Origin of the sequence: Methanolobus mangrovi (assembly GCF_031312535.1) — an archaeon.
Classification (GTDB): domain Archaea; phylum Halobacteriota; class Methanosarcinia; order Methanosarcinales; family Methanosarcinaceae; genus Methanolobus; species Methanolobus mangrovi.
Map to the genome: position 1 here is coordinate 1,550,496 of NZ_CP133594.1, position 22,202 is coordinate 1,572,697.

Below are 22,202 nucleotides of genomic sequence, written 5' to 3' on the forward strand. Positions count from 1 at the left end.
GAGGGATGAATCCTAAGTAAAGGAAGCTTTACTTATTTTTAAATCCTTCAACCCTTACGTCATAATCGACAAATTTAAAACCAAAGAACTATGTGCAATACCACTATAATATATAATCTGACATCACTCTTTTAAAAAACCCAAGGTGGTTTATTTCATGGTTCTGGAAATTGAAGAAAAGGTCATTGAAGCAAAGAAGGCATCCATTATCCTCGCAAGTGTCAGCACAGACACAAAGAATGCTGCTCTTGAAGCAATGGCACAGGCACTTGACGATAATCGCGATAAAATACTTGAAGCAAACCAGAAGGACGTTGAGACTGCTGAAAAGCTGAAAAGGAAAGGAGAACTTTCCCAGGCTCTTGTGGACAGGCTCAAGGTCAGCGACAGTAAGATCAGCGGAATGATAGACGGTATACGTGACGTAATAAACCTTGAAGACCCCGTGGGCAAGACCATGGAGGCACTTGAACTTGATCAGGGTCTTGAACTCTACAAGGTAAGCTCCCCTATCGGACTCATCGGAGTAATATTTGAAGCACGTCCTGATGTCGTACCACAGGTCATGTCCCTCTGTCTTAAAAGTGGGAATGCCACCATATTCAAAGGCGGTAGCGAGGCACTCAACTCCAACCGCGTGATCTTCAATCTCTTAAATGAAGCAGCTGAATCCGTAAAAGGAATGCCTGAAGGTGCATTCCAGCTAATGGAAACAAGGGAAGAGGTCAATGACATTCTCAGCATGGACGCATATATCGACCTGCTTATCCCAAGAGGGTCCAACGCATTTGTAAAATACATGCAGGACAACACAAAGATACCTGTTCTCGGACATGCAGACGGTATCTGTCACGTATATGTTGACGATGAAGCAGACCTTGGAAAAGCATATGATGTATGTTTTGACTCAAAAGCCCAGTATCCTGCGGTCTGTAATGCAATGGAAACACTGCTGATCAACGAAAAGATAGCCGATAAATTCCTTCCTAAGATGGCAAGGATGTATGGCGATGCAAATGTAGAAATGCGCTGTGATGACAGCTCCTTTAAGATACTTGAGGAAATAGACTTCCTCCAAAACGTAAGCAGAGCCACTGAAGACGACTGGAAGACCGAGTACAACGACCTGATACTTTCTATAAAGATAGTCGGGTCTATGGAAGAGGCCATTGAACATATCAACAATTATGGTTCCCATCACACAGATGCCATCATAACGGAAAGCGACCTCAAAAAGAAGAGATTCACTGAACTGGTAGACTCATCAAGCGTGATGATCAACGCATCCACACGATTCGCAGATGGTTTCCGCTATGGAAAAGGCGCAGAAGTCGGCATCAGCACTAACAAGATACACGCACGTGGTCCTGTTGGCATGGAAGGACTCCTTATCTACAAATACATACTCGTGGGCAATGGCGACAAAGTTGCAGATTATGCAGGACCCGATGCGAAGAAATTCACACATCGCAGACTCAACAAGACAGCAGCAAATGCTCTTTCCAGAAAATAACTGACACAAAAAGCGGAAGAAAATACAGGAGCATCACTTTTGAACGACAGGAAAGAGCTCTTTAAAGATGTGACAAGGATAGTTGTAAAAATAGGCACATCATCCATCAACACCGAAGACGGTAAGCTGAACCGTCAGTTCATGGACAATATGGCTGCACAGGTTGCTGAACTGCACGAAATGGGTAAAAAGGTCATCCTTGTAAGCTCAGGTGCCATCGGCATAGGGATAGACATACTGGACTTTGACAGCAGACCAAAGGAAATACCTGTCAGGCAGGCATGTGCCGCAGTGGGTCAGGGTGTGCTCATGCAGGAATGGAGCAATTCCTTTGCAAAACATAACCTGAAAGTAGCCCAGATACTCCTCACTTATGAATCATTCTCAAACCGACTGACCTATCTCAACCTCAGGAACAGCATATCTACCCTCCTGAGCTATGGTGTTATACCAATCATCAACGAGAATGACACTACATCTGTTAACGAGATAGAAGCAACGTTCGGTGATAACGATAAACTTTCCGCAATGGTTGCCAGCAAGACAGAGGCCGACCTTCTCATCATTCTTTCCGACATTGATGGCCTTTATGACAAGAACCCAAAGCGAAACCATGATGCAAGACTCTTGAGCCTTGTGGAAGAGATCACACCTGAAGTCGAAAGTTACGGCGGGAATCCTACAAGCATGAAAGGTGTAGGCGGCATGAGAACCAAGATAGAGGCTGCAAAGATATGCCACATGTCAGGATGTTACCTTATCATCACTAACAGTGCTATCGAGAACGTTGTGACGAAAGTACTTGGTGGTGACAATATCGGAACACTTTTCCTCGCTAACCAGGATGTTCATAAGAACAGGATACGCTGGATACTGCTATCAAAATCATGTGGCTCCATCGAAGTCGATGCCGGTGCCAGGGACGCAATACTCAACAGCATGAGCCTGCTACCATCTGGAGTTGTATCCGTTGACAGAGACTTTGACAGGGGAGAAATTGTTGAGATAGTATGCGAAGGACATGTCTTTGCAAAAGGAATCACAGACTACACATCCGAAGAACTGGAAAAGGTCAAAGGCCAGCACACCGACATGATAGCTGACATACTTGGCTACAAGAACTACAACCATGTCATAAAAAAAGAGAATATCGGAATTTGCTGATTTCTTCTTGAATTATTTTTATCTGACAGCAACTTTCATTACTTTGTAATACAATTCCATATACTGTATTTCAAACTCAAGATCAAAAATGACACTGGAAGAACAGGTTCTTGAAAGGATTAAACCCAGTCCTGAAGAAAAGAAAAAACTTGAAGAGATAGCTTCAGAGCTGCTTCAAAAGGTAAGTGATGCAGCAAAACTTCTTGGAATCAACGGTATCACGCCCAAACTTGTCGGTTCTGCTGCAAGGAACACATGGATATCCGGCACCCACGACCTTGACGTTTTTATCGCATTTCCCGAGAGCACCAGCCGTGAAGAACTGGAAAACAACGGACTCCTCATTGCCAGGGAAGTTGCAAAGGAAGGACAGAATATTGAGGAACGCTATGCAGAACATCCCTATCTTAACATTGAGTACAAAGGATTCGATGTTGACCTCGTACCATGTTTTGCCGTAGACTCCGCATCCAATATCAAATCTGCAGTTGACAGGACACCTTTCCACAACGAATTTATCAAAATGAGCATTCCAGGCCGTGAAGATGATGTACTTATCATGAAACAATTCATGAAAGGCACTGGCACCTATGGTTCCGAACTCCGGACACAGGGGTTCTCAGGTTATCTTACAGAAATTCTTATCATACACTACGGTTCGTTCCGGAACACGATCCGAAATGTCTGCAACTGGAAACCAGGACTTACCATCGACATGCTGGAACATGGAATCCTCAAGCATGATGATCCACTTGTTGTCATCGACCCAACTGATCCAAAAAGAAATGTTGCCGCTGCACTTTCCCCTAACCAGTTTGCAAAGTTCATCGATGTATGCAGATCATATACAGAAAAGCCTTCTGAAGAGTTTTTCTTCCCCAGGGAAAAAGAACCTATGCAGAAAGAAGAGATCATCGACATGATGAACTCAAGAGGAAGTTCCTTCATTGCCATAGTTTTTGAGGCTCCTGACCTTGTAGACGACATCCTGTATCCACAGCTGGACAAGATGGAACATTCGGTCCGTGCTTTGCTCGCGGATTATGACTTCCAGATACTGAATTCCGGATACTGGGCAAAAGAAGATGCTGTTATTCTGGTAGAACTCATTTCATCCGAACTTCCTGCAGTTAAAAAACATATGGGACCACCTGTATGGGTAAATGAACACGCAAGGGGCTTCAAACAAAAATATGAGAATTCCGATGAACTATTCTCAATGTATATCGAGGAGGGATTCTACGTTGCCGACATCAGACGAAAGTTTCCAACTGCAAAAGAACTTCTGGTTGAGAGAATGAGAAGTTGTTCACTTGGGAAGCATCTCTCAAAAGCAGTTGCAGATGGTTTTACAATTATTGAAGGTGCCGACATAACAACAATCGAGGACCCCGATTTCAGGAGATTCCTGAGAAAATGGGAGCAGGGGAAGTAATATATTTAACCTGCTTTTCCCTTTGAACTAGACCCCTTCAAGCCTTTTCTGATAGAAGAAATACTGCTGTGCATAGCCGCAGTAATGTCCGAAATACATACGACCCCAGTTACCGATCTTACTCTTGGTAGCATTCCCTTTAAAGAAATCATGGTGACCGTAGACAGTCTTCACGACTTTCTCAACATGCGTATCCACAGGGAAAGCTTCCATTTTTTCAAATGCAAATAGAAGTATGCAGTCAGCAACCTTCTCCCCGATGCCTTCAAGGAACATCAGTTTCTGTTTTGCAGCATTGTAATCCAGATTGAAGATCTCGTCAAGTACAAGATTTCCTTCTTCCACATGCCTTGCAGCCTTAATAACACGGCCTGCCCTGAAACCAAGCTTACAGCCACGCAGGTCATCATCACAGGCATGAACAAGTGAATGTGGCTCTGGAAAACTGTAGTAACCTTCCTCAATCTCTTCCCCGTAGCTGCTGCACATCATGGAAATAGCCCTTTTGATGTTTGGAATACTCCAGGCAGTTGCAAGCATATAGGATATCAAGCATTCCCAGGGTTCCTGCCTGATAAGGCGCAATCCCATGTATTTTCTTATGGCTTCATCCATGAATTCATCCTTGTTGACCTCATTCAGGATAGCATCAAGATCATCATCAAAACGGAAATAATTCTCAAAAAAACTCTTTGGCAGCTTCGAATCCACCAGAACCTCACCGCTTTTACCGTCCTGCTGCAAGCGTGCAACATGACCATTCACAACCCCGGTCCACCATTCATCGATGTAATTCCACCGGAATACCTGACCACAGTCAAGGGTGTAGTCCAGATTGAAGTTCTCTGAGAAAAGAGTATACATGTCAGAAGTTGAGTTCAAGCTCCCTTAAAAAAATAGCGGCTGAGATTGTGTCCCCAAGTCCTACAGTTGATATCGGCTCGACGCAGATGCGGGTCGGAACTATAGCCACCTGATAAGACATATGCTGCCCGCATGCCGTACTGCACTTCCAGTCTTCGTCCATGTGTTTTACAAGTCTTAATGATTCTGCTTTCCCAAACTCACTTTTCGGTATCTCAGATGCTATATCCAGCAGAGTTTGCCTGTCAGAAAGCTTACCGGAGCATGCAAATGCAGCTGCACATGAAGCTCCGAAATTCATTGCTTCGATAATCATTTCAGGGTCGTCTTCTTTCCTGCAAGAAACAGAAACTACGAATTCCCTGGTATGCACAAGCATCCTGCAGAGTCCGAAATCACCACAAAGCCTTATGGCTGCTTCGACAATGGCCACAGAATCCATTGCAAGTATAGGTTTTGGATCCATACCATTTATGCTGGCAAGCATGGCAAGCTCATCTTCATTCATTCCTATACGGTCAACTATAGAAGATAGAATTGAAAATGCATATGATGCTATTTTTCCAGATGAGAAATGTCCGAATTCAACATGGATATGCAGGTTTTCCCTTACTTGTTTCCAGCTTTGGAGCTGTTCAAGAGCCATATCCAGTCTTTCTTCATAACCATATTTTCCGGAACCATCTTCCTGCAGCATATGAAAACCGGAAACAATAGCACCATCCATTTCCCCTGCATGTTTCAGGGAATAATCCCGGAAATGCTCATCAATGTAAAGCTGGAAGTTTAAGGGGTCGTAGGTTGCTATGAACCTGTTCTCTCTTGGAACTGAAATGGTTTCACCTGAAAATCTAACAATGTCATCTTTTTTGAAATCGAATACAAAGTGAATGAGTTCCGGCCTGTTATTCCCGGCTGGCAGGATATTTCCTATTTCCCTACTGCTGTACAGCTTTCCATTATAAGGATGAAAGATTGCCTTATGAGAAAAAAAGGAAGCTTGTAGCTTTGAGAGACTTGCAACATTAGGCACCACCTTTGAAGCGCCAAGTTCAGAGAGAACATTGGCCATTATACCCATGTTACCACCCATCCTCATCAGGGAATCGTTGAAGAACGTCAGTCTTAGCCATTCAAAAACTTCTGCATCATGGATCAGCCATTCAGCACCGGTACCATCACGCATACATAAAAGCAAGCCTGCAAAAAAGTCTGATTTAGAGGATATGGAACCTGGAGGATTTTCCAATTTTGCCTGAATATCCGTATTCCCTCCGAGCATTCGGGAAAGTTCCTCACAATCAATGTGGACTATGGAATCTATATTTGCATTGTAGGCACAGAGGATATTCATCCGGCTACTCCTTTTCCTGACATATATTGAATTTTGGCATTTTGGCAAGCAGGGCAATAAAAGCACCTGCAGATATGGCATCACCGATGCCCACGGTTGCAACAGGGTCCTTTACGATTTTGGAAGGAATGATTATAAGATCGTGGCCATCTGCACTTATGCAGCCATCTTCGAAATCCTCGGCAGTACAGATGCCTCTTCTCACAAGATATTTTTCAAGTTCTATAAGGTCATCATGCCCCTGACCGTAAACAGGCACTTCCAGACCCGCGGAAATATCATCAAGACTTCTTACAGAACCAAGTGTTGCCTGTGTTGCTGCAAGTGCTGAAGCAAAAAGCAATGCCTGCCTGTGAGAATCTGCATCAAGAGGATGATCCTTTGATACCACACAGATATAGTACCCCAGTGAGTGAATGTGCACCCTCTGCAATTCAAGTTCTTTGAGAAGCCTGACTGCGCCTTCATAGAGAGAAACAATGCTGTTCTCACCTTTATTGATAACAGAGTATGCCAGTTCCTCATATCCAAGTACGTTGAGGGCGTTTGCAACTTCAACTGTATCAAGACCAAGTGAAGTTACGTGCTTTTTCACGATATCGGTAAGCAGGGCTTTACGGATGACCTTGTTCTGTATGGATGTGAATTCCACATGTATGCGCATTTTAGGATTACAGCCTTTCAGGCGTTCTATAACATTGACAGCCCTTGCGACATAATCAAGATAGGTAGTACCATCCTCATATTCTTCCCTGATCATCTGGTATCCGGAAAGTATCGCACCGTCTATATCTTCCCTGATGTCTGAGAGCTGCTCATACATTTCAGGACTCATGTCTATCCGTATCCATTGGGGCCTGGAGGATATTATCAGGCGGTTGTCCCTTGGAACTGCGTATTCCTCGCCTGCACACTTGAATTTAATGCCTTTGGAGAATTCGATTATCCAGTTGATCTTTGGTTTTTGTTCAGGGTTATATGCTTCCTTTGGATGCTTCAGAATAAGTTTCCCATCCTCTATAACAGGGTGCAACAAGCTGGAAGAATCTACAAAATACTCTGCCTGCTCTCTTGAAAGCCATGGAACATAGGTGATGACATTCTTCACACCAAGGTTTGCCAGAAGATTGGATATGATACCTGCCTGTCCGCCCATACGTGCGGAGTCGAAAACAAGGTTGTCCATTAACCATTCATGAATGTCAGTAGTATAAGTTGGAACTTCAGCGGCCTTCCCATCCCGCATGGCTATGATGAGACGAGCCATGAAATCTACAGGGTCCCTGATCTCCCTTGGATACTCCACTATCCTTTCATGTATCTTTTCGCATCCAATAATTCCAATGAGTTTTTTTATCTCCGCTTCTTTGATATGTTTCATGGCATCAACATTACTGTTATAAGCCACGAATACACCCCGTACATTTTCAAGCTGCCCCTTTACATTAGAGACTGCTTCTGAATACCGTTTTTCCCAATCAGCAATGTCCATTGTTTCACCCAATGGATGTAAATTATGTTTAGAGAGTATTTATATACGATGGATGAGGAGAAAAACAAAATTAATCCAGCAGTAGCTGCTGGCTTTTCATAAGCACAATATGCCCTCAGAGAAATTGTATGTATTTCCCTGCGATCATTGTATGGAAAAAAAATTATTGAAATAACTTAGCCGGCCTCACAGGAGACCGGTTGTTTCATCCATGCCAAGCATGATGTTCATGTTCTGTATGGCTGCACCTGATGCACCTTTCCCGAGATTGTCCAGACGGGAGATCACCTGTATCTGGTCCTCGTTGCCGTAAATGTAGAGGTCAAGATAGTTGGTATCATTGCTCCCCTGCACATCAAAGGCATTGTCCACCAGATCATCCGCCTCATCCGCTTTATGAACGCGGATGAAAATGGAATCCTTGTAGTATTCCTGATAAAGCTCATACAGGTCGTTCTTTGTAACGGAACTTCCCAGATCCTTAACAGACAAAGGTAATGTTGCTGCAAGTCCTCTTGGGAAATTAGAAACCACTGGCATAAGAATTGGTTTCACATTCAGGCCCGAATGGACCATAATCTCAGGCACATGCTTATGGGTCAGGCCAAGAGCATACTGCCTCGGAGCTTTGTAGGCTCTCTCTTCTGTGGTCTCATATGTTTGTATCATCTGTTTTCCGCCACCGGTATATCCGGTGATCGAGAACAATGGAACCATTGTATCTCTGGAGATGATACCTTCCTCCACCAGCGGATAAAGAGCTACAATGGAAGCCGTGGCATGACAGCCCGGATTGGATAACCTGCTTGCTCCAACAATCTTCTCCCTGTGTCCGGCAGAAAGTTCAGGCAATCCGTAAGCCCATGCTTCATTTATACGATTCGCAGTGGATGCATCGATGATCTTTGTATCCGGATTGGTGATCAGACCCACCGTATCCTCGACCGCTTCATCCGGCAGGCACAGGAATACCAGGTCCGCCTCGTTGAGCAGTTTTGTCCTCAATTCCCTGTTGTGACGCTCCTCATATGGAATCTCAAGGATCTCAACCTGTGGATGTTTTGCCAGGCGTTCATTTACCAGTAAGCCGGTCGTTCCGTGTTGACCATCTACGTATATCTTGTACATTATCTTCCTCAAATGATCAATAAATATCAGGTTGTATACTCAGCATTGATCCTGACATAATCGTATGTCAGGTCACAACCCCATGCAGTGGCACCCTCATGTCCCATGCCGAGATCGGTTATGATGACTACCTCATCCTGAGACATGATGGACTTTAGCTGTGACAATGCTTCCTCGTCGTTTCGGACCACTTTGCCGTCTTTTACCAGTTCCACGACCTCGGTACTGGCAGAGAAGGACAGGGATATCTTTGTCTGGTCCATGTCAGCACCTGAATATCCGGCTGCTACTACGATACGGCCCCAGTTAGGATCCTGACCGAAGATGGCGGACTTGACAAGAGGGGAGCGGACTATCGCTTTGGCTACAAGACGGGCATCCTCTGCTGTGGCTGCACCGGTGACTTTGGATTCGATTAACTTGGTGGCACCTTCGCCGTCAATGGCTATCATCTTTGCAAGTTCGGTAAGAACCAGATCAAGACCAGCCTGTAGGTCGGAGATTTCCGGATGGATGCCGGACTGACCGGTAGCTGTTACCAGAACCATGTCGTTGGTGCTTGTGTCACCATCAACCACTATCATGTTGAAACTCTTGTCCACTGAAGCGGTAAGGCATGACTGTAACATCTCTGAAGGGACGTCTGCATCGGTGTACACAAAGGAAAGCATGGTGCCCATATTAGGTTCTATCATACCTGAACCCTTGGCGATTCCTGCTATGCGGATGCCACAGTCCATCTCGATGGCTATCTCCTTGGGAACGGTGTCAGTGGTCATGATGGCACGTGCTGCCTTCATGCTGGCATCGGCATCCTCACCCATGGAATCCAGAGCCTCGGCAAGATGGGAAGTTATCCATCCGGTGTCAAGTTTGCGTCCGACAACACCTGTGGAAGCAACACCTATCAGTTCCTCGTCAACTCCTAATTTTGATGCAAGCGCAGATGCCATTATTCTTGCATCAGCAAGACCCTGCACACCTGTGAAAGCATTTGCATTGCCGCTGTTAACGATAACCCCGGCAAGCCTTCCGGTTCCGTTGATATGTTCCCTGGTAACTACCAGTGGAGCTGCAATGACCTTGTTCCTGGTATAGGCTCCGGCAGCGTTTCCTTCTGCCTGTATGACTGCAATTCCCATCTTTCCGGGTTTAATGCCACCGGCACGCACGCCTTTTACAGCACAGATACCGCCTTCAATGAATTTCATAATATTCCTTCTTACAATTGTCCAAGACCGTAAATGATGTCCCCGCGTGTGATTATACCTACAAGTGTACCGTCCTCATACACTACAGGAAGGCGGTTTATCTTGTGTTTAGTGATAACTGCAGCTGCATCCTCGATGGAGGCATCAGGACCTATTGCGTAAACGCTTTTTGTCATTATTTCCCTGATTGGTTTTGAACCCACATCCTCAAGCATGTTCTTGGTTTCTTCCCAGTTGAGCAGCTCGCGGATAGGAACTTCAATAACCTCGAACGGACTTGGCAACCAGAGTCCGCCATGTTCTGGAACTGTCAGCAACTTCAGGATATCTCCCTCGGATACAATACCGACTACCTTGCCCTCATCCACAACAGGAATACCACTGACACTTTTCTGTTTCATGAGTTGTGCTACCTCTCTTATCGGAGTATCCAGAGAGCAGGTAACAACGTTCGGGTTCATTACATCTTTTACGTCCATGATTATACCTTACTTTACTATAATATTTCAGGATTTGCACCCTACGGGAAGGTTGCAGTGTGACCTTACCTCTTCTGAAGTACGATTCTGGAACTAAATGCCCAGAAATCCCCCGCCGGTGTATCCCATGCACCGATAATTCCTGCACTTATCATAGTTATCGAATTATTATCAAATATAAGAAGGAGAAGTGATTGTATTGCTATAATGGTTACGCTTTGGTGGTGGAAAGAGATGGAAAGGAATTTTGCTGACCCCATATAGATAAAAAGAAAATAAGATTTAGAACAATGTTCAGTAATAAAAAAAGATCCTTGCAAATCAGATGTCATTTCTGATAACGATATATTAGAATAATTGGTATACGTTGAGAAAGGTATATTTTTATCCATCTGACTTTACTAGCTATTTTTCAATTTACAGATCAGTAGTAAGATTCAGCAATTAAGATTCCAAAAGTATATTGTTTTGAAAACAAAGTATGGGATATAAACAATATGTGCACATTCGTTTTATGTTATTTTGTGGGGATAACAAGGAAAGAAGGTTTTTGTCAGTTAGGGGGTTTGCCATGAGATATGAAAAGATTTTCAAGAAAGAGTTTTCTCCAATAATTCCGGTAATGATATTAATCATATGTATATTATGGCTGATAACTAAATTTCAAATAATGAAAATCGATATTCCATGGTTTTCCATTATTTTAATAATTATTGGAATTATTGTAATCAAAGACATTTATAAAAAAACATAACGTTTTCTGTTCTACAGAGCAAGGTATTTTTTGAATAAATTAAACAAAAAAGAACAATACAAAAATTAAGTCGACACAGTGTGTTTTTGTATAACATTTTTGCATAATGTTTGTATCAAACAAAGTTATTGAAATAATATGACAATTATGTCCTATAGTTGTGTTTTTATTCAAATTATAATGGCATTGAAATTAATATTGACCTATTAAATTAACAAAAGGTTATGTCATATATTATAAACTCATGGGATATTGTAGGGTTTACTATATGGGAGTGGAACCTCATAAAACACCAGCTTTCGAGTTGATGTTTCAGCTTATAGCCTGATAAGGTAAGAATCTTATACCAACCAACCTTGTCTTCATCAGGCTATAATTCTTATCCCTAGACGGACACTTTAACCTGCGTAGGAATATGTCTGGATTTCGTAATCTCTGTTAAAGGCATGGGTACCATACTTCTTGTATAAATGGAAATATTGTTGAATTTTTATAATAACGCTAATGCATATATACTATAGTGATAATTAGGAGTTAAATCTGCGGGGGAACTATTTTCAAATAAATTACCCACTCCCACCAAACCCCACTCCCCAAATCCCCCGCACAAGATTATAATTTTAATATTGGTATTCTTTTCTGTAAATTTTTGTGTGACTTATATAAGTACAAATCAAATAATATTAGCTATTGAAAATTATGCCATCGAAATTTTTGCTGTCATTAAATATTCACTTCTATAGCCCTATTAAGAAACATTTATGTTATATGTCAAAAATTCATATATACACATAGAGTTTTTAATTATTGGGGTGGCATCATCTAAAACACCGGCATTAAAGCTGGTGTTCTCCTTTTCATCTAATATTTCATTAGATTGATATGTATATTAATTATACACTGTATATTAATAATTCGTGGATAATGGTTTAGTATAATCGAATAATTTATTCTTCCTTTTTTGCGTAATTGACTCATAAAATACTTTGATAATTTAACACCTAAGTTCGGTTTTTTGAGCATACATAGATTCGCACCCTACCGTGCAACAGAGTTAATTTGAACAAAAAATATGCATTTTTAATTATGTAGAAGATTAACATAATCATCAAAATATGGATAAAGATATTTCTTTAGTAGTAGAGTCAGATTTCCCCAAAACAAAAAAACACATAATTATTCCAAAAATGAAAAACAGATGGTCAGCCAGACCATCCTTTAAATCAATCCATCAAAATCCAAACAATGATGATACTTTCATTACCACATTTGCAACGGTGTATTTGACAGTATTTATAATACCCACAGGCTCTATCACAATCTCCCCATTGTCTTTTGCAGCAATGAACTCCGCCAGTGGGTCTGATGATCTGATTATGGTTCGTACTGTAGCTTCATTTGCTCCTACGATCATCGTTGCGTCAAACTCTGTATCTTCATCGACTTCTTCAAAAGTGGTTACGTATGCGTCTTCTGTGATTGCTTTTATATATTTCTCTTCGCCATCATCAGTAACGATTACAAGCTTGATAACCTCATTTCCCAGAAGGGATTCAAGATAGGAAGGCACATATTCAGCGTACTGGTTGTATTCATTGACTTTGAGATTGAGATCATTGACTATGTCGGCACTTGCCACCGGCATAAGCATCGTTAGTAATAACATTAAAAAGACTGGTATTTTTTTCATCCACTTCCTCCATTTAGAATTTATCTTCAATAACATAGCTCTGCGAAAAAGTGATGCAGAGCAATTATGCAATTATGCAATCATTCAGGTATCCCCTAACCTCAAATATGACATGATTTTAATTATAGTTTTTTGTATTTGCACCTAAAATAAATCGAATGTGATATTATTGAAATTGCCCATATATCTGATACTTTATCCTGATATCATAGAACACAAAAAGCATGATGCTAAAAAATAAACTCAAAAAAGATGGTCAACTGAACCATCCCTCTGTCCTCAGACATATCCTGACAAGCATGAGCATCACAGGCACTTCTATAAGAACTCCCACAACAGTTGCAAGAGCAGCACCGGATGAAAGTCCGAACAGTATGGTAGACGTGGCGATAGCCACCTCAAAATGGTTCGATGCCCCGATCATTGCAGAGGGAGCAGCATCCTGATAGCTCAATTTAAGGAGCTTTGCAAGAACATATCCAAGTGTGAAGATGAACACCGTCTGAATGAAAAGCGGAACTGCTATCCACAGAATTGTCAGCGGCTGTGACAGTATGACCTCACCCTTGAAACTGAACAGCAGGACCAGTGTGATGAGAAGAGCCGTGATCGTGACCGGTGTCAGCAAATGGACAAAACTTGTCTTGAACCATTCCTCACCCTTTGTCCGGATTATCAGTTTCCTGGAAACATAACCCGCAGCCAGTGGAAGTGCCACATATATACCGATTGACAGGGCCAGTGCCTGCCACGGAACAGGAAGTTTTCCAACTCCAAGCAGGAAACCTCCGAGAGGACCATAGAGGAAAAGCATCGTCAGGGAGTTTATCGCAACCATCACAAGCGTATGGCAGTCATTTCCACGTGCAAGATATCCCCATACAAGCACCATTGCAGTACATGGAGCAATTCCCAGAAGGATACAACCTGCAAGGTAACTTCTCCACAATGGGACCTCCAGCATCTTGACACCATCCTGAAGAACAACGGTTCCTTCACCATAACTCGCACCTACGGGAAGGTCTAGTCCAAAAGGCATCTTCACAAGGTCTGTTGCTTCCGGTCCAATGAATCCGAGAAACAGAGTACCCAGGAAGAAAATGGATATCAGGTACATGGTGAACGGCTTGATAGCCCAGTTGATGAACAGTGTAAGCCCTACAGGTTTTATGTTCTGTCCGGCCTTGAGCACTTCACCGAAATCGATCTTCACCATGATAGGATACATCATGAAGAACAGACAGATAGCAATCGGAATTGAAACCACAGGTGCTTCATTAACATAAATTGACAGGCTGTCAAGATAAAGTGCAATGCCCGGTGCAAACCTTCCAAGCAGGATTCCACCGATGATACAGAGAATTACCCATACAGGAAGATATTTCTCAAAGAAAGCAAGACCCTGCGGCTGCTTTGTAATACATGCTTTTGTTGCCATAGAACTTATCCCCACTGACGTTCTTTTTGCGATGCCATGAATACGAAGTTGGCATATGTAGCTTTTTGACCCGAAACATTCCCTTTCAGAAATGTTTTTCAAATACATTTAAAATAATGAGTTTGAAATTTATAAGGGTTGTTCTAAATCCAAAAAGTGAAAAGTGAACGATTAAAGGAAAAGAATTCATCTTATTTGATAGACATATAAACTTTTTACTTTGTAGAAAGTATGCCATCAAAGACGTAGAAAAAGAATTAGAATTGATGCTGATTCTAAAATACAGCATCATTCACTGAAAATTCCAAAGACATTGATCCATCACATCAATCCTGATACTATTTTCACAGCCATTATCCACAGGACCACACCAAACATCTGCTTGATAGTCTTTGATTTCATTTTACTGTGCATCAGGTGTGAACCTACCTGCCCTCCAATGAATGCAGCCAGAGCTGTGTAAGCCATAAGTGTCAAATCCAGATGTCCTGTACCCAGATGACCGAAGAATCCTGAGAATGAAGAGAACAACACGATAAAAGCCGAAGTGGCTGAAGCACGTTTTGTCTCATAGCCCAGTGCGATCAAAACAGGTACGATAAACACACCGCCACCTAGTCCGAGAAGTCCGGCGAAAACACCGATCACAAATCCAAGACATATGCCTATTATGAATCTCTTTTTCCCGCCTACAGACTCATTATTAGCCTCTGTGTCCTTATTTCCAGACAACAACATCCGTGCTCCCGCAAGTACCAACACAACGCTGAGTATCCACAGCAGTGTTCCAACAGAGACAAACTTTGTGAAATAAGCACCAATAGGAGCACCAACGGTAGAAGCCAATACAAACGGAGCTGCCATATGCAGATCGATCATTTTTTTCCTGTAGTATGTGATCGCTGCTGAGCTTGACGTTATACCATTAAGTAGCAATGCTGTGGGGATGGCTACCAGCATATCGATACCCAGCCAATAGAACAATGGCACATATACCAGAGAACCACCAAGACCCAGCATTGAGAATATGATAGCCAGGAAAAAGATTATAACTGCAACAAAGATTGGGTCCATTTGTACCAGTCCTGATGTTTAAAAATACAGGAGGAATAAAGAAAAGTGGTGCTATTGCACCTACAATTTATGAACCTCTTCCAGACATGACCTGCAGACTATCTTGTCGTCGAGTACATGAGCATACTTCTCGATCACCATTTCATTGCAGCCGGAACATTTTACACGCTTGAATTGCACAACAGGAGAGTCAAGCTCATAGTCAAATACATCGCTTACTTCAATGAAAGCTGAATCAGGCATTGACATTACCATATCTATTGAAGGTTGTGAGATCTCACAGGATACCTGAGATGCCGGAACTCCGGACTTCCTTTGTTGCATAAAAGGAGACTGCTCCATCTTTGCGAAGAATTCAGGCACTACGTATGCTCTGACCGCTTTGTTGTTATTGCGAGATATAAGGGTCATTGCTATTTTTCCGTAATGGGTCTTTTTTATGTTGCCTTTTCCCACCGTACATCCTGTGGCAATCTGTACTCCATCTCCAAAGCAACCTGCACAGTGAGCATCTCCAGTCTCAATAAGGGCTACAAGTTCACCATCTTTGGCTCTTGACACACCAAGTTTCTCCATGGCTGCCCAGGCAACCCTTAGTCCAAGAGGCATTCCAGGACAACGATGTCCGTGAAATTTGAATCCGAGATCAAGCATTTCTTCTTTTGTCATTTCCATTTATATCACCTTAATAAGCTGGTTTGTGTGGTTTTGCCAGTATTGCACAAGACCCATATTAGAATATAAAGTAGTGATACTTAAACATAGCGGTTTCAAATATATTTGAAACACCCGCCAAAAACAATATCTAAAAATCTGTTATTGAACAGTAACAGAGAAATTGTAGAAAAATGAAAGGATGGTCGAATGACCGCCTACCTTGTAGACGGTCCACCGGCCATTCACCTTGTGGATGGCCTGTCAAAGAAGATGTTCTTGCCCTTGACACTCAACGGAACAGCCATTGCAACATCTGCATCTATCATATCAAAATAACATGCAGCAGCACCTGCTGAATACAGCACTCTGTTATCGATACACAGGTCCTTTGCCTTAGCCACCGCGGAGCCGACAGCAATACCAAGGTCCATGTATTTTATCATGCAATGCGGACCAGTGAACTCTACCTTGACCTTCTTGTGCTCAAGCATTTCCTTGCATGTCTTAAATCCGCATGCTCCACAGTTAAGTGAACTTACACCGGAGGATTTCAGACCGATAAGAACCAATAGATCAGCATCCCTGACATTCTTTGCATCCCGTATCAGGAACTTCATATCCTTGATTTCACTGAGCTCCTCCATTTTATCTGCAAGGTCCATTCTTTCATCATCATGCACCAGAAAGGTAACTATGTCATCGACACCTTTTCCCTTGGGTGCGGTCCTTGCAGCTACAAGGATTGTCTTTGCAAGTGATTCAAGTACCTCGAGTTCAGGATTTTGTTTCATGGAAATAGAGATGTTTCAATGATATTTATCTATTGAGATGAAAAGCAGGAACTATTAGTCCTGCCATGAAACCATTTCATTCAGATATCCAGAGTTATCAGATTAGGTTCATCATGTACCTGGAAACTGATCTTCTCAAATGAAATGCCTTCCTTTTCCAGAATCTCCTGGATGCATTCATCAACGATCTCCACAAGTTCTTCCTTCTGGACTTTCGTTACCGCACTCAGGAACTTGAGATGCTCTTCTCCATCGCCCTTTTCATCAAGGATCTCAACAACCGGTTCACCTTCGGATGATGTCAGGCTACCCTTGATAAGACCATCCTTGAACTTGAAACTGATCTTAACATGACCTATGAAATCAGGATTGATCTGTTTTACTTTATCCCTTATATCCATTAAAATATGGACCAGCATTGTTGTGATATTATCAGGATGCAGAGCTTCTGACTTAATGGAATACTCACCTGCATAGGCACCCACACCTGAAACTTCCATAGAGTTCAGGTCCTCGCGTTCCTGTCTTATCTCACTTTCACCTGTCAGAAGGTCCATGAATCTCTCGAATTTCTCATCTGCATTCTTTGCTGAGAATTCAACAACAATTGCATCAGGATTTATTCCAAGGACCATCTGAGTTGAAGTTGCAATAGCTTCACTGTCCACAAGGTCTATCTTATTGATACAAACGATCTCAGATTCCTTTATCTGGCTCTCAATGAACTTTGGGATCTGCTTCCATTCAACACCGAACCTGCTGGCATCGACAATTGAGACCACAGGAGCAAATGAGACTTCACCCAGATCCATGAGTTCTATATGTTCCTTTATCTGGAGAGGGAAAGCAATTCCTGTCGGCTCGATAATAATAACATCCGGTTCATAATCCTCAATAATCGTTTGCAGGGTGAATTCCATGCTGATCTTAAGAGAGCAGCAAATACAGCCACTCGTCAGCTCTTTTGTTACAAGGCCACTGCTTGATATGGTCTCACCATCTACCCCCACCTCACCAACCTCATTGACAATTATGGCAATTTTGTGCCCTTTATCAATAAAATGTTTACCAAGATTCCTTAAAGTAGTTGTTTTTCCGCTGCCGAGAAAACCGCCTATGATTATCACTTTCATTTTTTCACCATGAATTAGCAGATATGAGAATTATTGCCTGAGCAAAGATGCAATCCTGACTAATTATCAGCTCTTATACCATACACCTATACTAAAAGGACTTACAAATAAATAGCCATTGACGTTCAGCCGTACTGAAGAACTACTGATTCAAAGGAAGACGAATGTGCATTGTTGTCCCTTTTCCCTCTTCACTTGTGGCATGGATATCACCCTTGTGATCCTCAATTATCTTCTTGCAGATATAAAGACCAAGCCCGGTGCCACCATACCTTCTTTTCACAGACGAATCCACCTGATAGAAGCGTTCGAAGAGCTTAGGGATCTTGTCTTTGGGGATACCGATACCGGTATCCTCCACGTTGACATAAAGAGAATCTTCTGTGGTGTGTGCTGTAATAGTTACTTTTCCATTCTGTGGTGTGAATTTAATAGCATTATCGACCAGGTTGACAAAAACATCCATCATCTTGTCACGGTCAGCAGTTACAATGGGAAGGTCTGAGGGAATATCCTTCACAAGTTCGATGCCCTTCCCTTCTGCCTGAAGTGCAAGATCCTGCATTGAATTATCAATAACATCCGATAGATTGATGTTCTCAAATGAATAATTCAGCTTTCCGGACTGTGCCCTGCTAAGATACAACAGGGAATCCACAAGTCTACGCAGACGCTCAGAGTTCCTGATAACAGTGTCCACAGCCTTTTTCTGCTGCTCATTAACAGAACCCAGAGTCTCATCCCCTATCAACTGGCTATATCCCTGAATAGATGTAAGAGGAGTTTTAAACTCATGACTTACATTGGACAGGAAATCATCCTTCATCCTGTCAAGTGATTTCAGTTCCTCGTTGGCTGAGGAAAGTTCTTCATTTGCCCTTGATAATTCGGTATTGACCCTGGAAAGCTCATCAGCATACTCCCGAAGCGTATCCTCTGCTCTTTTACGCTGTATAAGTCTCCACATGCCTTCCATGAACAATGTAAGTTGCCTGACATCGGATTTATCGTATTCTTCTTCTTTGTTTCCGACACCTGCAGCACCAACTATTTTCTTGCCATCGAATATGGGAATGTTCATGTAACGTTTCAGCCTTATATGCCCTTCCGGATAACCATGTTTAACCAGGTCAGGATCATCAAAATCATTTATAACTATAGGTTTTTTCTGCCGAATGGACTCTCCCCACAGACCCGTTTCCCCAAGTGGATATTCCAGCTTCTTTCCACTTACCCTACATTCCTTCATTATATTCTTTGACCAGGAATACACAGTAAGGACAGTTCCTTCATCATTCAGGAAAGCGAGATAACCGATCTTACTCTGGGTAAGCCTGACAGCCTCCTCCTGTACAAAATCTGCTATATCTTTAAGGGAAGTATCGGTCAGCTGGTTGATCTTTAAAAGGGCTTCAAGTCTTGATTCATCTAGGCGTAAAGCCTCCTCTGCCTTTTTACGTACAGAGATATCTCCGAAGATACCGATGCCTCCAAGGAAAGTACCGTCATCCGCAATATTTGGACTGTAATCAGCCTTGAGGTAGACATCCTTTCCACTGACGACTGTATGATATTTTCCTTCAAAATGACCGGTTTTTCTGGACAGAGCATCATTAATGGCCTTTTTCATCATTTTGTCAGTGATTTGTGTAACCATGTTAAAGCCGATGATATCTTCCTTATTCTGCAGACCTATTATCTCCAGAAACTTCTCATTACAGTGAGTTACGATTCCTTTATCGTTGAACTGAAATATTCCTAGTGGAGAATTCTCAAAAATAAGTCGGTATTTCTTTTCAGCCTGATGGACAGCTTCTTCAGCCTTCTTACGTTCTGTGATATCCTGTAATGCTCCGGTGACATTCACAACTTTACCATCTTCCATTATTGGATTTCCAATTGTTCTAACCCATTTATGCGTACCTTTAGCTGTGATCAATTCCAGTTCAAGGTCGTAAGGTTCACCTTTTTGTACAGCATCATTAACAGCTTTTTCAATAAGTTCTCTTGAACCCGGTGGGTAGAAACTTAATCCCAATTCAACATCTGCAGGGGTTGAAGGGTCTAATTCATGGATCCTTGCAATTTCAGGTGTCCACGTACCCTTGCCAGTTGATGCATCAAATTCCCAGCCGCCTATTTTGGCGATCCTGCTGACCTCAGTAAGAAGAGCTTCACTCTTAAGCAGTTTTTCTTCAGCAAGTTTGCGCTCAGTGATATCCTGAAAAACCCCGACTCCGCCAAGAAATGTGCCATCTATTGCTATATTTGGACTGTAATCAGCCTTGATGTAGATCGTAATATCGGTTGAAACTGTGTGGTATGCTCCTTCAAAATGGCCTACCTTCCTTGAAAAAACATCAGAAACAGCTCTTTTCATTTGCTTATCTACGATTGAGGCAACAAGATCGAAACCGATTATATCCTCTTTCTTCTTAAGTTGCATTATTTCCAGGAACTTCTCATTGCAGTGGGTAATGATACCCTTTTCATTGAAATGAAAGAGCCCAAGCGGAGAATTCTCAAAGATCATACGATATTTTTTCTCGGACTCCAGAGCAGCTTCTTCAGCTTTTTTCCTTTCTGTGATATCAATGATGATACCCTGATAATATGCAGGGTCGCCTTTTTCATCCCTTATAAGGTACGACCTCTCCGTAACCCAGCGCACTTCCCTGGATTTTGTTAGCAAACGATACTCTTTTGAAAAGAACATCTTACCCTGAACTTCAAGCTGGGAAACATCTGTCCTTACATAATACAGATCATCCGGATGAATGATGTCGCCATATCTTATTTTACCTGATATCAGATCATCGGCACTGTAACCGAACTGGGAAATATTCTCGGAAACAAAAACTACTGGCCAATCATCTTCGGCACTCCAGAGGAAAGCGACAACCGGACTTTTTCGGTAAATATCCTCCAGTTTTTGAATAGATTTGAACTTGTCCCGCAGGGTTTTATGATTTATCTTTTGCTCCACGAGCTTACCAATGGTACCAAGCATACCCCCATAGTTACCTTCATCATCCGTTAATGGAAGCAGAAAACCACTGTGATATATGAACTGGCCGTCTGGTTTGATGAAAGGGAAAATATCATAACTCCTTGAGTGGAGATTTTCCTTTGCCATCTGGAAAATATCTATAAAAGTTAACTCCCCCTCACCTGCATGAGGAGGTATGAAACTGACCAACTTCTTCCCGAACACGTCACCTTTTGACAGACCGGAAATAGATTCCATGCCCTTGTTGAAGTAGACGATATTATCATTCTTATCCACAGCCCAGACACCTGTCCAGACATTCTCAAGCATGTCATCGGGGAAATGTGTCTCTTTCAGGATTGTCTTGCATGATGATGAGCTTTGAAGCAGAGTCCACCTATCATTCTTATTTATGACAGTGCCATCATGCAGACCTATGATCTCAATTATCTCTGACCGTGTACGTGCTTCAAGTAAAAAAGCGAATAAACCAACAATGCCTTTCGTTTTGATAAATTCCATAGCTTTTTTTTCGTATTCAACGAACTGTTGCCAAGCATCTTCCCCTACAATGGTGAACTTATCGACTATTCGCAGACCATCATACCCTTCGGCTATTGCAATGTCATAGATTTCCTGCCATTTTTTCAGGTCGTGTTCCGAAACTGCGCCTTCACCGGCAATGTAACACTCATTACAGGTGGTTAGCATGAGCTGGCCGCTTTCCAGATACTTATCTACGTCCAGACCCGTATCCTTTAGCATGTTTTTTGCATTATCAGTATCAAGCTGGCCTGAAACTCCCCACAGGCAACACTCATTATTACTGAAACCGGCATCAAAGAATGAAGCCACGACATCAACAAACTCTTCCGTTTTCTCGTAAAGCAGGGAAAAAGAACTTCCCCGCGTCATATCTTCTATGAAATCAATTTCTGAATTGATGGTCTGGATGCTGATATTATAACCCCGCATATCTGAAAGTGATTAGCGATCAATAATTTGAATCCCTATAAGTAAGAGTATTCAACTCTTA

The 22,202-nt window shown here is 42.3% G+C and carries 17 protein-coding genes; 3 read left to right on the forward strand and 14 right to left on the reverse strand.

The annotated features are described in order from the left end of the window. The first annotated feature begins 157 nt into the window (after positions 1-157). The 3 genes from RE476_RS07435 (at position 158) to cca (ending at position 4,112) form a co-directional block, all read left to right on the forward strand. Complete coding sequence (locus tag RE476_RS07435; protein ID WP_309307026.1) at positions 158-1,513, forward strand: glutamate-5-semialdehyde dehydrogenase; 1,356 nt, start codon at positions 158-160, stop codon at positions 1,511-1,513. Between the two features lie 39 nt (positions 1,514-1,552). Then, complete coding sequence (gene proB / locus RE476_RS07440) at positions 1,553-2,677, forward strand: glutamate 5-kinase (protein WP_309307027.1); 1,125 nt, start codon at positions 1,553-1,555, stop codon at positions 2,675-2,677. An 88-nt stretch (positions 2,678-2,765) separates the two neighbouring features. Beyond that, on the forward strand, positions 2,766-4,112 hold the full coding sequence (cca, locus tag RE476_RS07445) for a CCA tRNA nucleotidyltransferase (protein WP_309307028.1): 1,347 nt from the start codon (positions 2,766-2,768) through the stop codon (positions 4,110-4,112). Positions 4,113-4,139: 27 nt separating this feature from the next. Here cca and RE476_RS07450 read toward each other — a convergent pair whose 3' ends face one another. The 14 genes from RE476_RS07450 to RE476_RS07515 form a co-directional block, all read right to left on the reverse strand. Further along, positions 4,140-4,994, reverse strand: a complete 855-nt coding sequence (locus tag RE476_RS07450; RefSeq protein ID WP_309307029.1) for a DNA-3-methyladenine glycosylase family protein — start codon at positions 4,992-4,994, stop codon at positions 4,140-4,142. Then, positions 4,978-6,330, reverse strand: coding sequence for an ADP-dependent glucokinase/phosphofructokinase (locus RE476_RS07455; protein ID WP_309307030.1), 1,353 nt, complete (start codon positions 6,328-6,330; stop codon positions 4,978-4,980). Before RE476_RS07455 ends, RE476_RS07450 begins: the two co-directional genes overlap by 17 nt. Positions 6,331-6,334: 4 nt before the next feature. Continuing rightward, positions 6,335-7,822 (reverse strand): ADP-specific phosphofructokinase, encoded by a 1,488-nt coding sequence (gene pfkC, locus RE476_RS07460; protein WP_309307031.1) that lies wholly within the window; start codon positions 7,820-7,822, stop codon positions 6,335-6,337. A gap of 186 nt (positions 7,823-8,008) precedes the next feature. Continuing rightward, positions 8,009-8,950 (reverse strand): N-acetyl-gamma-glutamyl-phosphate reductase, encoded by a 942-nt coding sequence (gene argC, locus RE476_RS07465; RefSeq protein ID WP_309307032.1) that lies wholly within the window; start codon positions 8,948-8,950, stop codon positions 8,009-8,011. Positions 8,951-8,976: 26 nt separating this feature from the next. Next, entirely contained in the window at positions 8,977-10,161 is a 1,185-nt protein-coding gene (gene argJ, locus RE476_RS07470) for a bifunctional ornithine acetyltransferase/N-acetylglutamate synthase (protein ID WP_309307033.1), read from the reverse strand. A gap of 11 nt (positions 10,162-10,172) precedes the next feature. Beyond that, positions 10,173-10,640: a CBS domain-containing protein gene (locus RE476_RS07475; protein ID WP_309307034.1), complete on the reverse strand. Its 468-nt coding sequence runs from the start codon at positions 10,638-10,640 to the stop codon at positions 10,173-10,175. A 65-nt stretch (positions 10,641-10,705) separates the two neighbouring features. Beyond that, on the reverse strand, positions 10,706-10,900 hold the full coding sequence (locus tag RE476_RS07480) for a hypothetical protein (protein ID WP_309307035.1): 195 nt from the start codon (positions 10,898-10,900) through the stop codon (positions 10,706-10,708). Positions 10,901-12,625: 1,725 nt separating this feature from the next. After that, complete coding sequence (locus RE476_RS07485; RefSeq protein ID WP_309307036.1) at positions 12,626-13,084, reverse strand: hypothetical protein; 459 nt, start codon at positions 13,082-13,084, stop codon at positions 12,626-12,628. A 256-nt stretch (positions 13,085-13,340) separates the two neighbouring features. Beyond that, positions 13,341-14,522, reverse strand: a complete 1,182-nt coding sequence (gene arsB, locus RE476_RS07490) for an ACR3 family arsenite efflux transporter (protein ID WP_309307037.1) — start codon at positions 14,520-14,522, stop codon at positions 13,341-13,343. Between the two features lie 321 nt (positions 14,523-14,843). Continuing rightward, positions 14,844-15,596, reverse strand: a complete 753-nt coding sequence (locus RE476_RS07495; RefSeq protein WP_309307038.1) for a sulfite exporter TauE/SafE family protein — start codon at positions 15,594-15,596, stop codon at positions 14,844-14,846. 60 nt (positions 15,597-15,656) lie between these two features. Beyond that, complete coding sequence (locus tag RE476_RS07500; protein WP_309307039.1) at positions 15,657-16,271, reverse strand: FmdE family protein; 615 nt, start codon at positions 16,269-16,271, stop codon at positions 15,657-15,659. Positions 16,272-16,495: 224 nt separating this feature from the next. Next, on the reverse strand, positions 16,496-17,044 hold the full coding sequence (locus tag RE476_RS07505; protein ID WP_309307040.1) for a ferredoxin domain-containing protein: 549 nt from the start codon (positions 17,042-17,044) through the stop codon (positions 16,496-16,498). 80 nt (positions 17,045-17,124) lie between these two features. Further along, positions 17,125-18,177: a GTP-binding protein gene (locus tag RE476_RS07510; protein WP_309307041.1), complete on the reverse strand. Its 1,053-nt coding sequence runs from the start codon at positions 18,175-18,177 to the stop codon at positions 17,125-17,127. 142 nt (positions 18,178-18,319) lie between these two features. Continuing rightward, positions 18,320-22,141, reverse strand: coding sequence for a PAS domain S-box protein (locus tag RE476_RS07515; RefSeq protein WP_309307042.1), 3,822 nt, complete (start codon positions 22,139-22,141; stop codon positions 18,320-18,322). Positions 22,142-22,202 lie beyond the last annotated feature (61 nt).

Excerpts from the sequence above, each read along its gene's own strand:
- argJ (WP_309307033.1), bottom strand. The coding sequence starts at position 10,161 with ATGAAATTCATTGAAGGCGGTATCTGTGCTGTAAAAGGCGTGCGTGCC.
- argC (WP_309307032.1), bottom strand. The coding sequence starts at position 8,950 with ATGTACAAGATATACGTAGATGGTCAACACGGAACGACCGGCTTACTG.
- pfkC (WP_309307031.1), bottom strand. The coding sequence starts at position 7,822 with ATGGACATTGCTGATTGGGAAAAACGGTATTCAGAAGCAGTCTCTAAT.
- RE476_RS07480 (WP_309307035.1), bottom strand. The coding sequence starts at position 10,900 with ATGGGGTCAGCAAAATTCCTTTCCATCTCTTTCCACCACCAAAGCGTA.
- RE476_RS07495 (WP_309307038.1), bottom strand. The coding sequence starts at position 15,596 with ATGGACCCAATCTTTGTTGCAGTTATAATCTTTTTCCTGGCTATCATA.
- RE476_RS07475 (WP_309307034.1), bottom strand. The coding sequence starts at position 10,640 with ATGGACGTAAAAGATGTAATGAACCCGAACGTTGTTACCTGCTCTCTG.
- RE476_RS07500 (WP_309307039.1), bottom strand. The coding sequence starts at position 16,271 with ATGGAAATGACAAAAGAAGAAATGCTTGATCTCGGATTCAAATTTCAC.
- RE476_RS07515 (WP_309307042.1), bottom strand. The coding sequence starts at position 22,141 with ATGCGGGGTTATAATATCAGCATCCAGACCATCAATTCAGAAATTGAT.
- RE476_RS07485 (WP_309307036.1), bottom strand. The coding sequence starts at position 13,084 with ATGAAAAAAATACCAGTCTTTTTAATGTTATTACTAACGATGCTTATG.
- RE476_RS07435 (WP_309307026.1), top strand. The coding sequence starts at position 158 with ATGGTTCTGGAAATTGAAGAAAAGGTCATTGAAGCAAAGAAGGCATCC.
- cca (WP_309307028.1), top strand. The coding sequence starts at position 2,766 with ATGACACTGGAAGAACAGGTTCTTGAAAGGATTAAACCCAGTCCTGAA.
- RE476_RS07455 (WP_309307030.1), bottom strand. The coding sequence starts at position 6,330 with ATGAATATCCTCTGTGCCTACAATGCAAATATAGATTCCATAGTCCAC.
- arsB (WP_309307037.1), bottom strand. The coding sequence starts at position 14,522 with ATGGCAACAAAAGCATGTATTACAAAGCAGCCGCAGGGTCTTGCTTTC.
- RE476_RS07505 (WP_309307040.1), bottom strand. The coding sequence starts at position 17,044 with ATGAAACAAAATCCTGAACTCGAGGTACTTGAATCACTTGCAAAGACA.
- RE476_RS07510 (WP_309307041.1), bottom strand. The coding sequence starts at position 18,177 with ATGAAAGTGATAATCATAGGCGGTTTTCTCGGCAGCGGAAAAACAACT.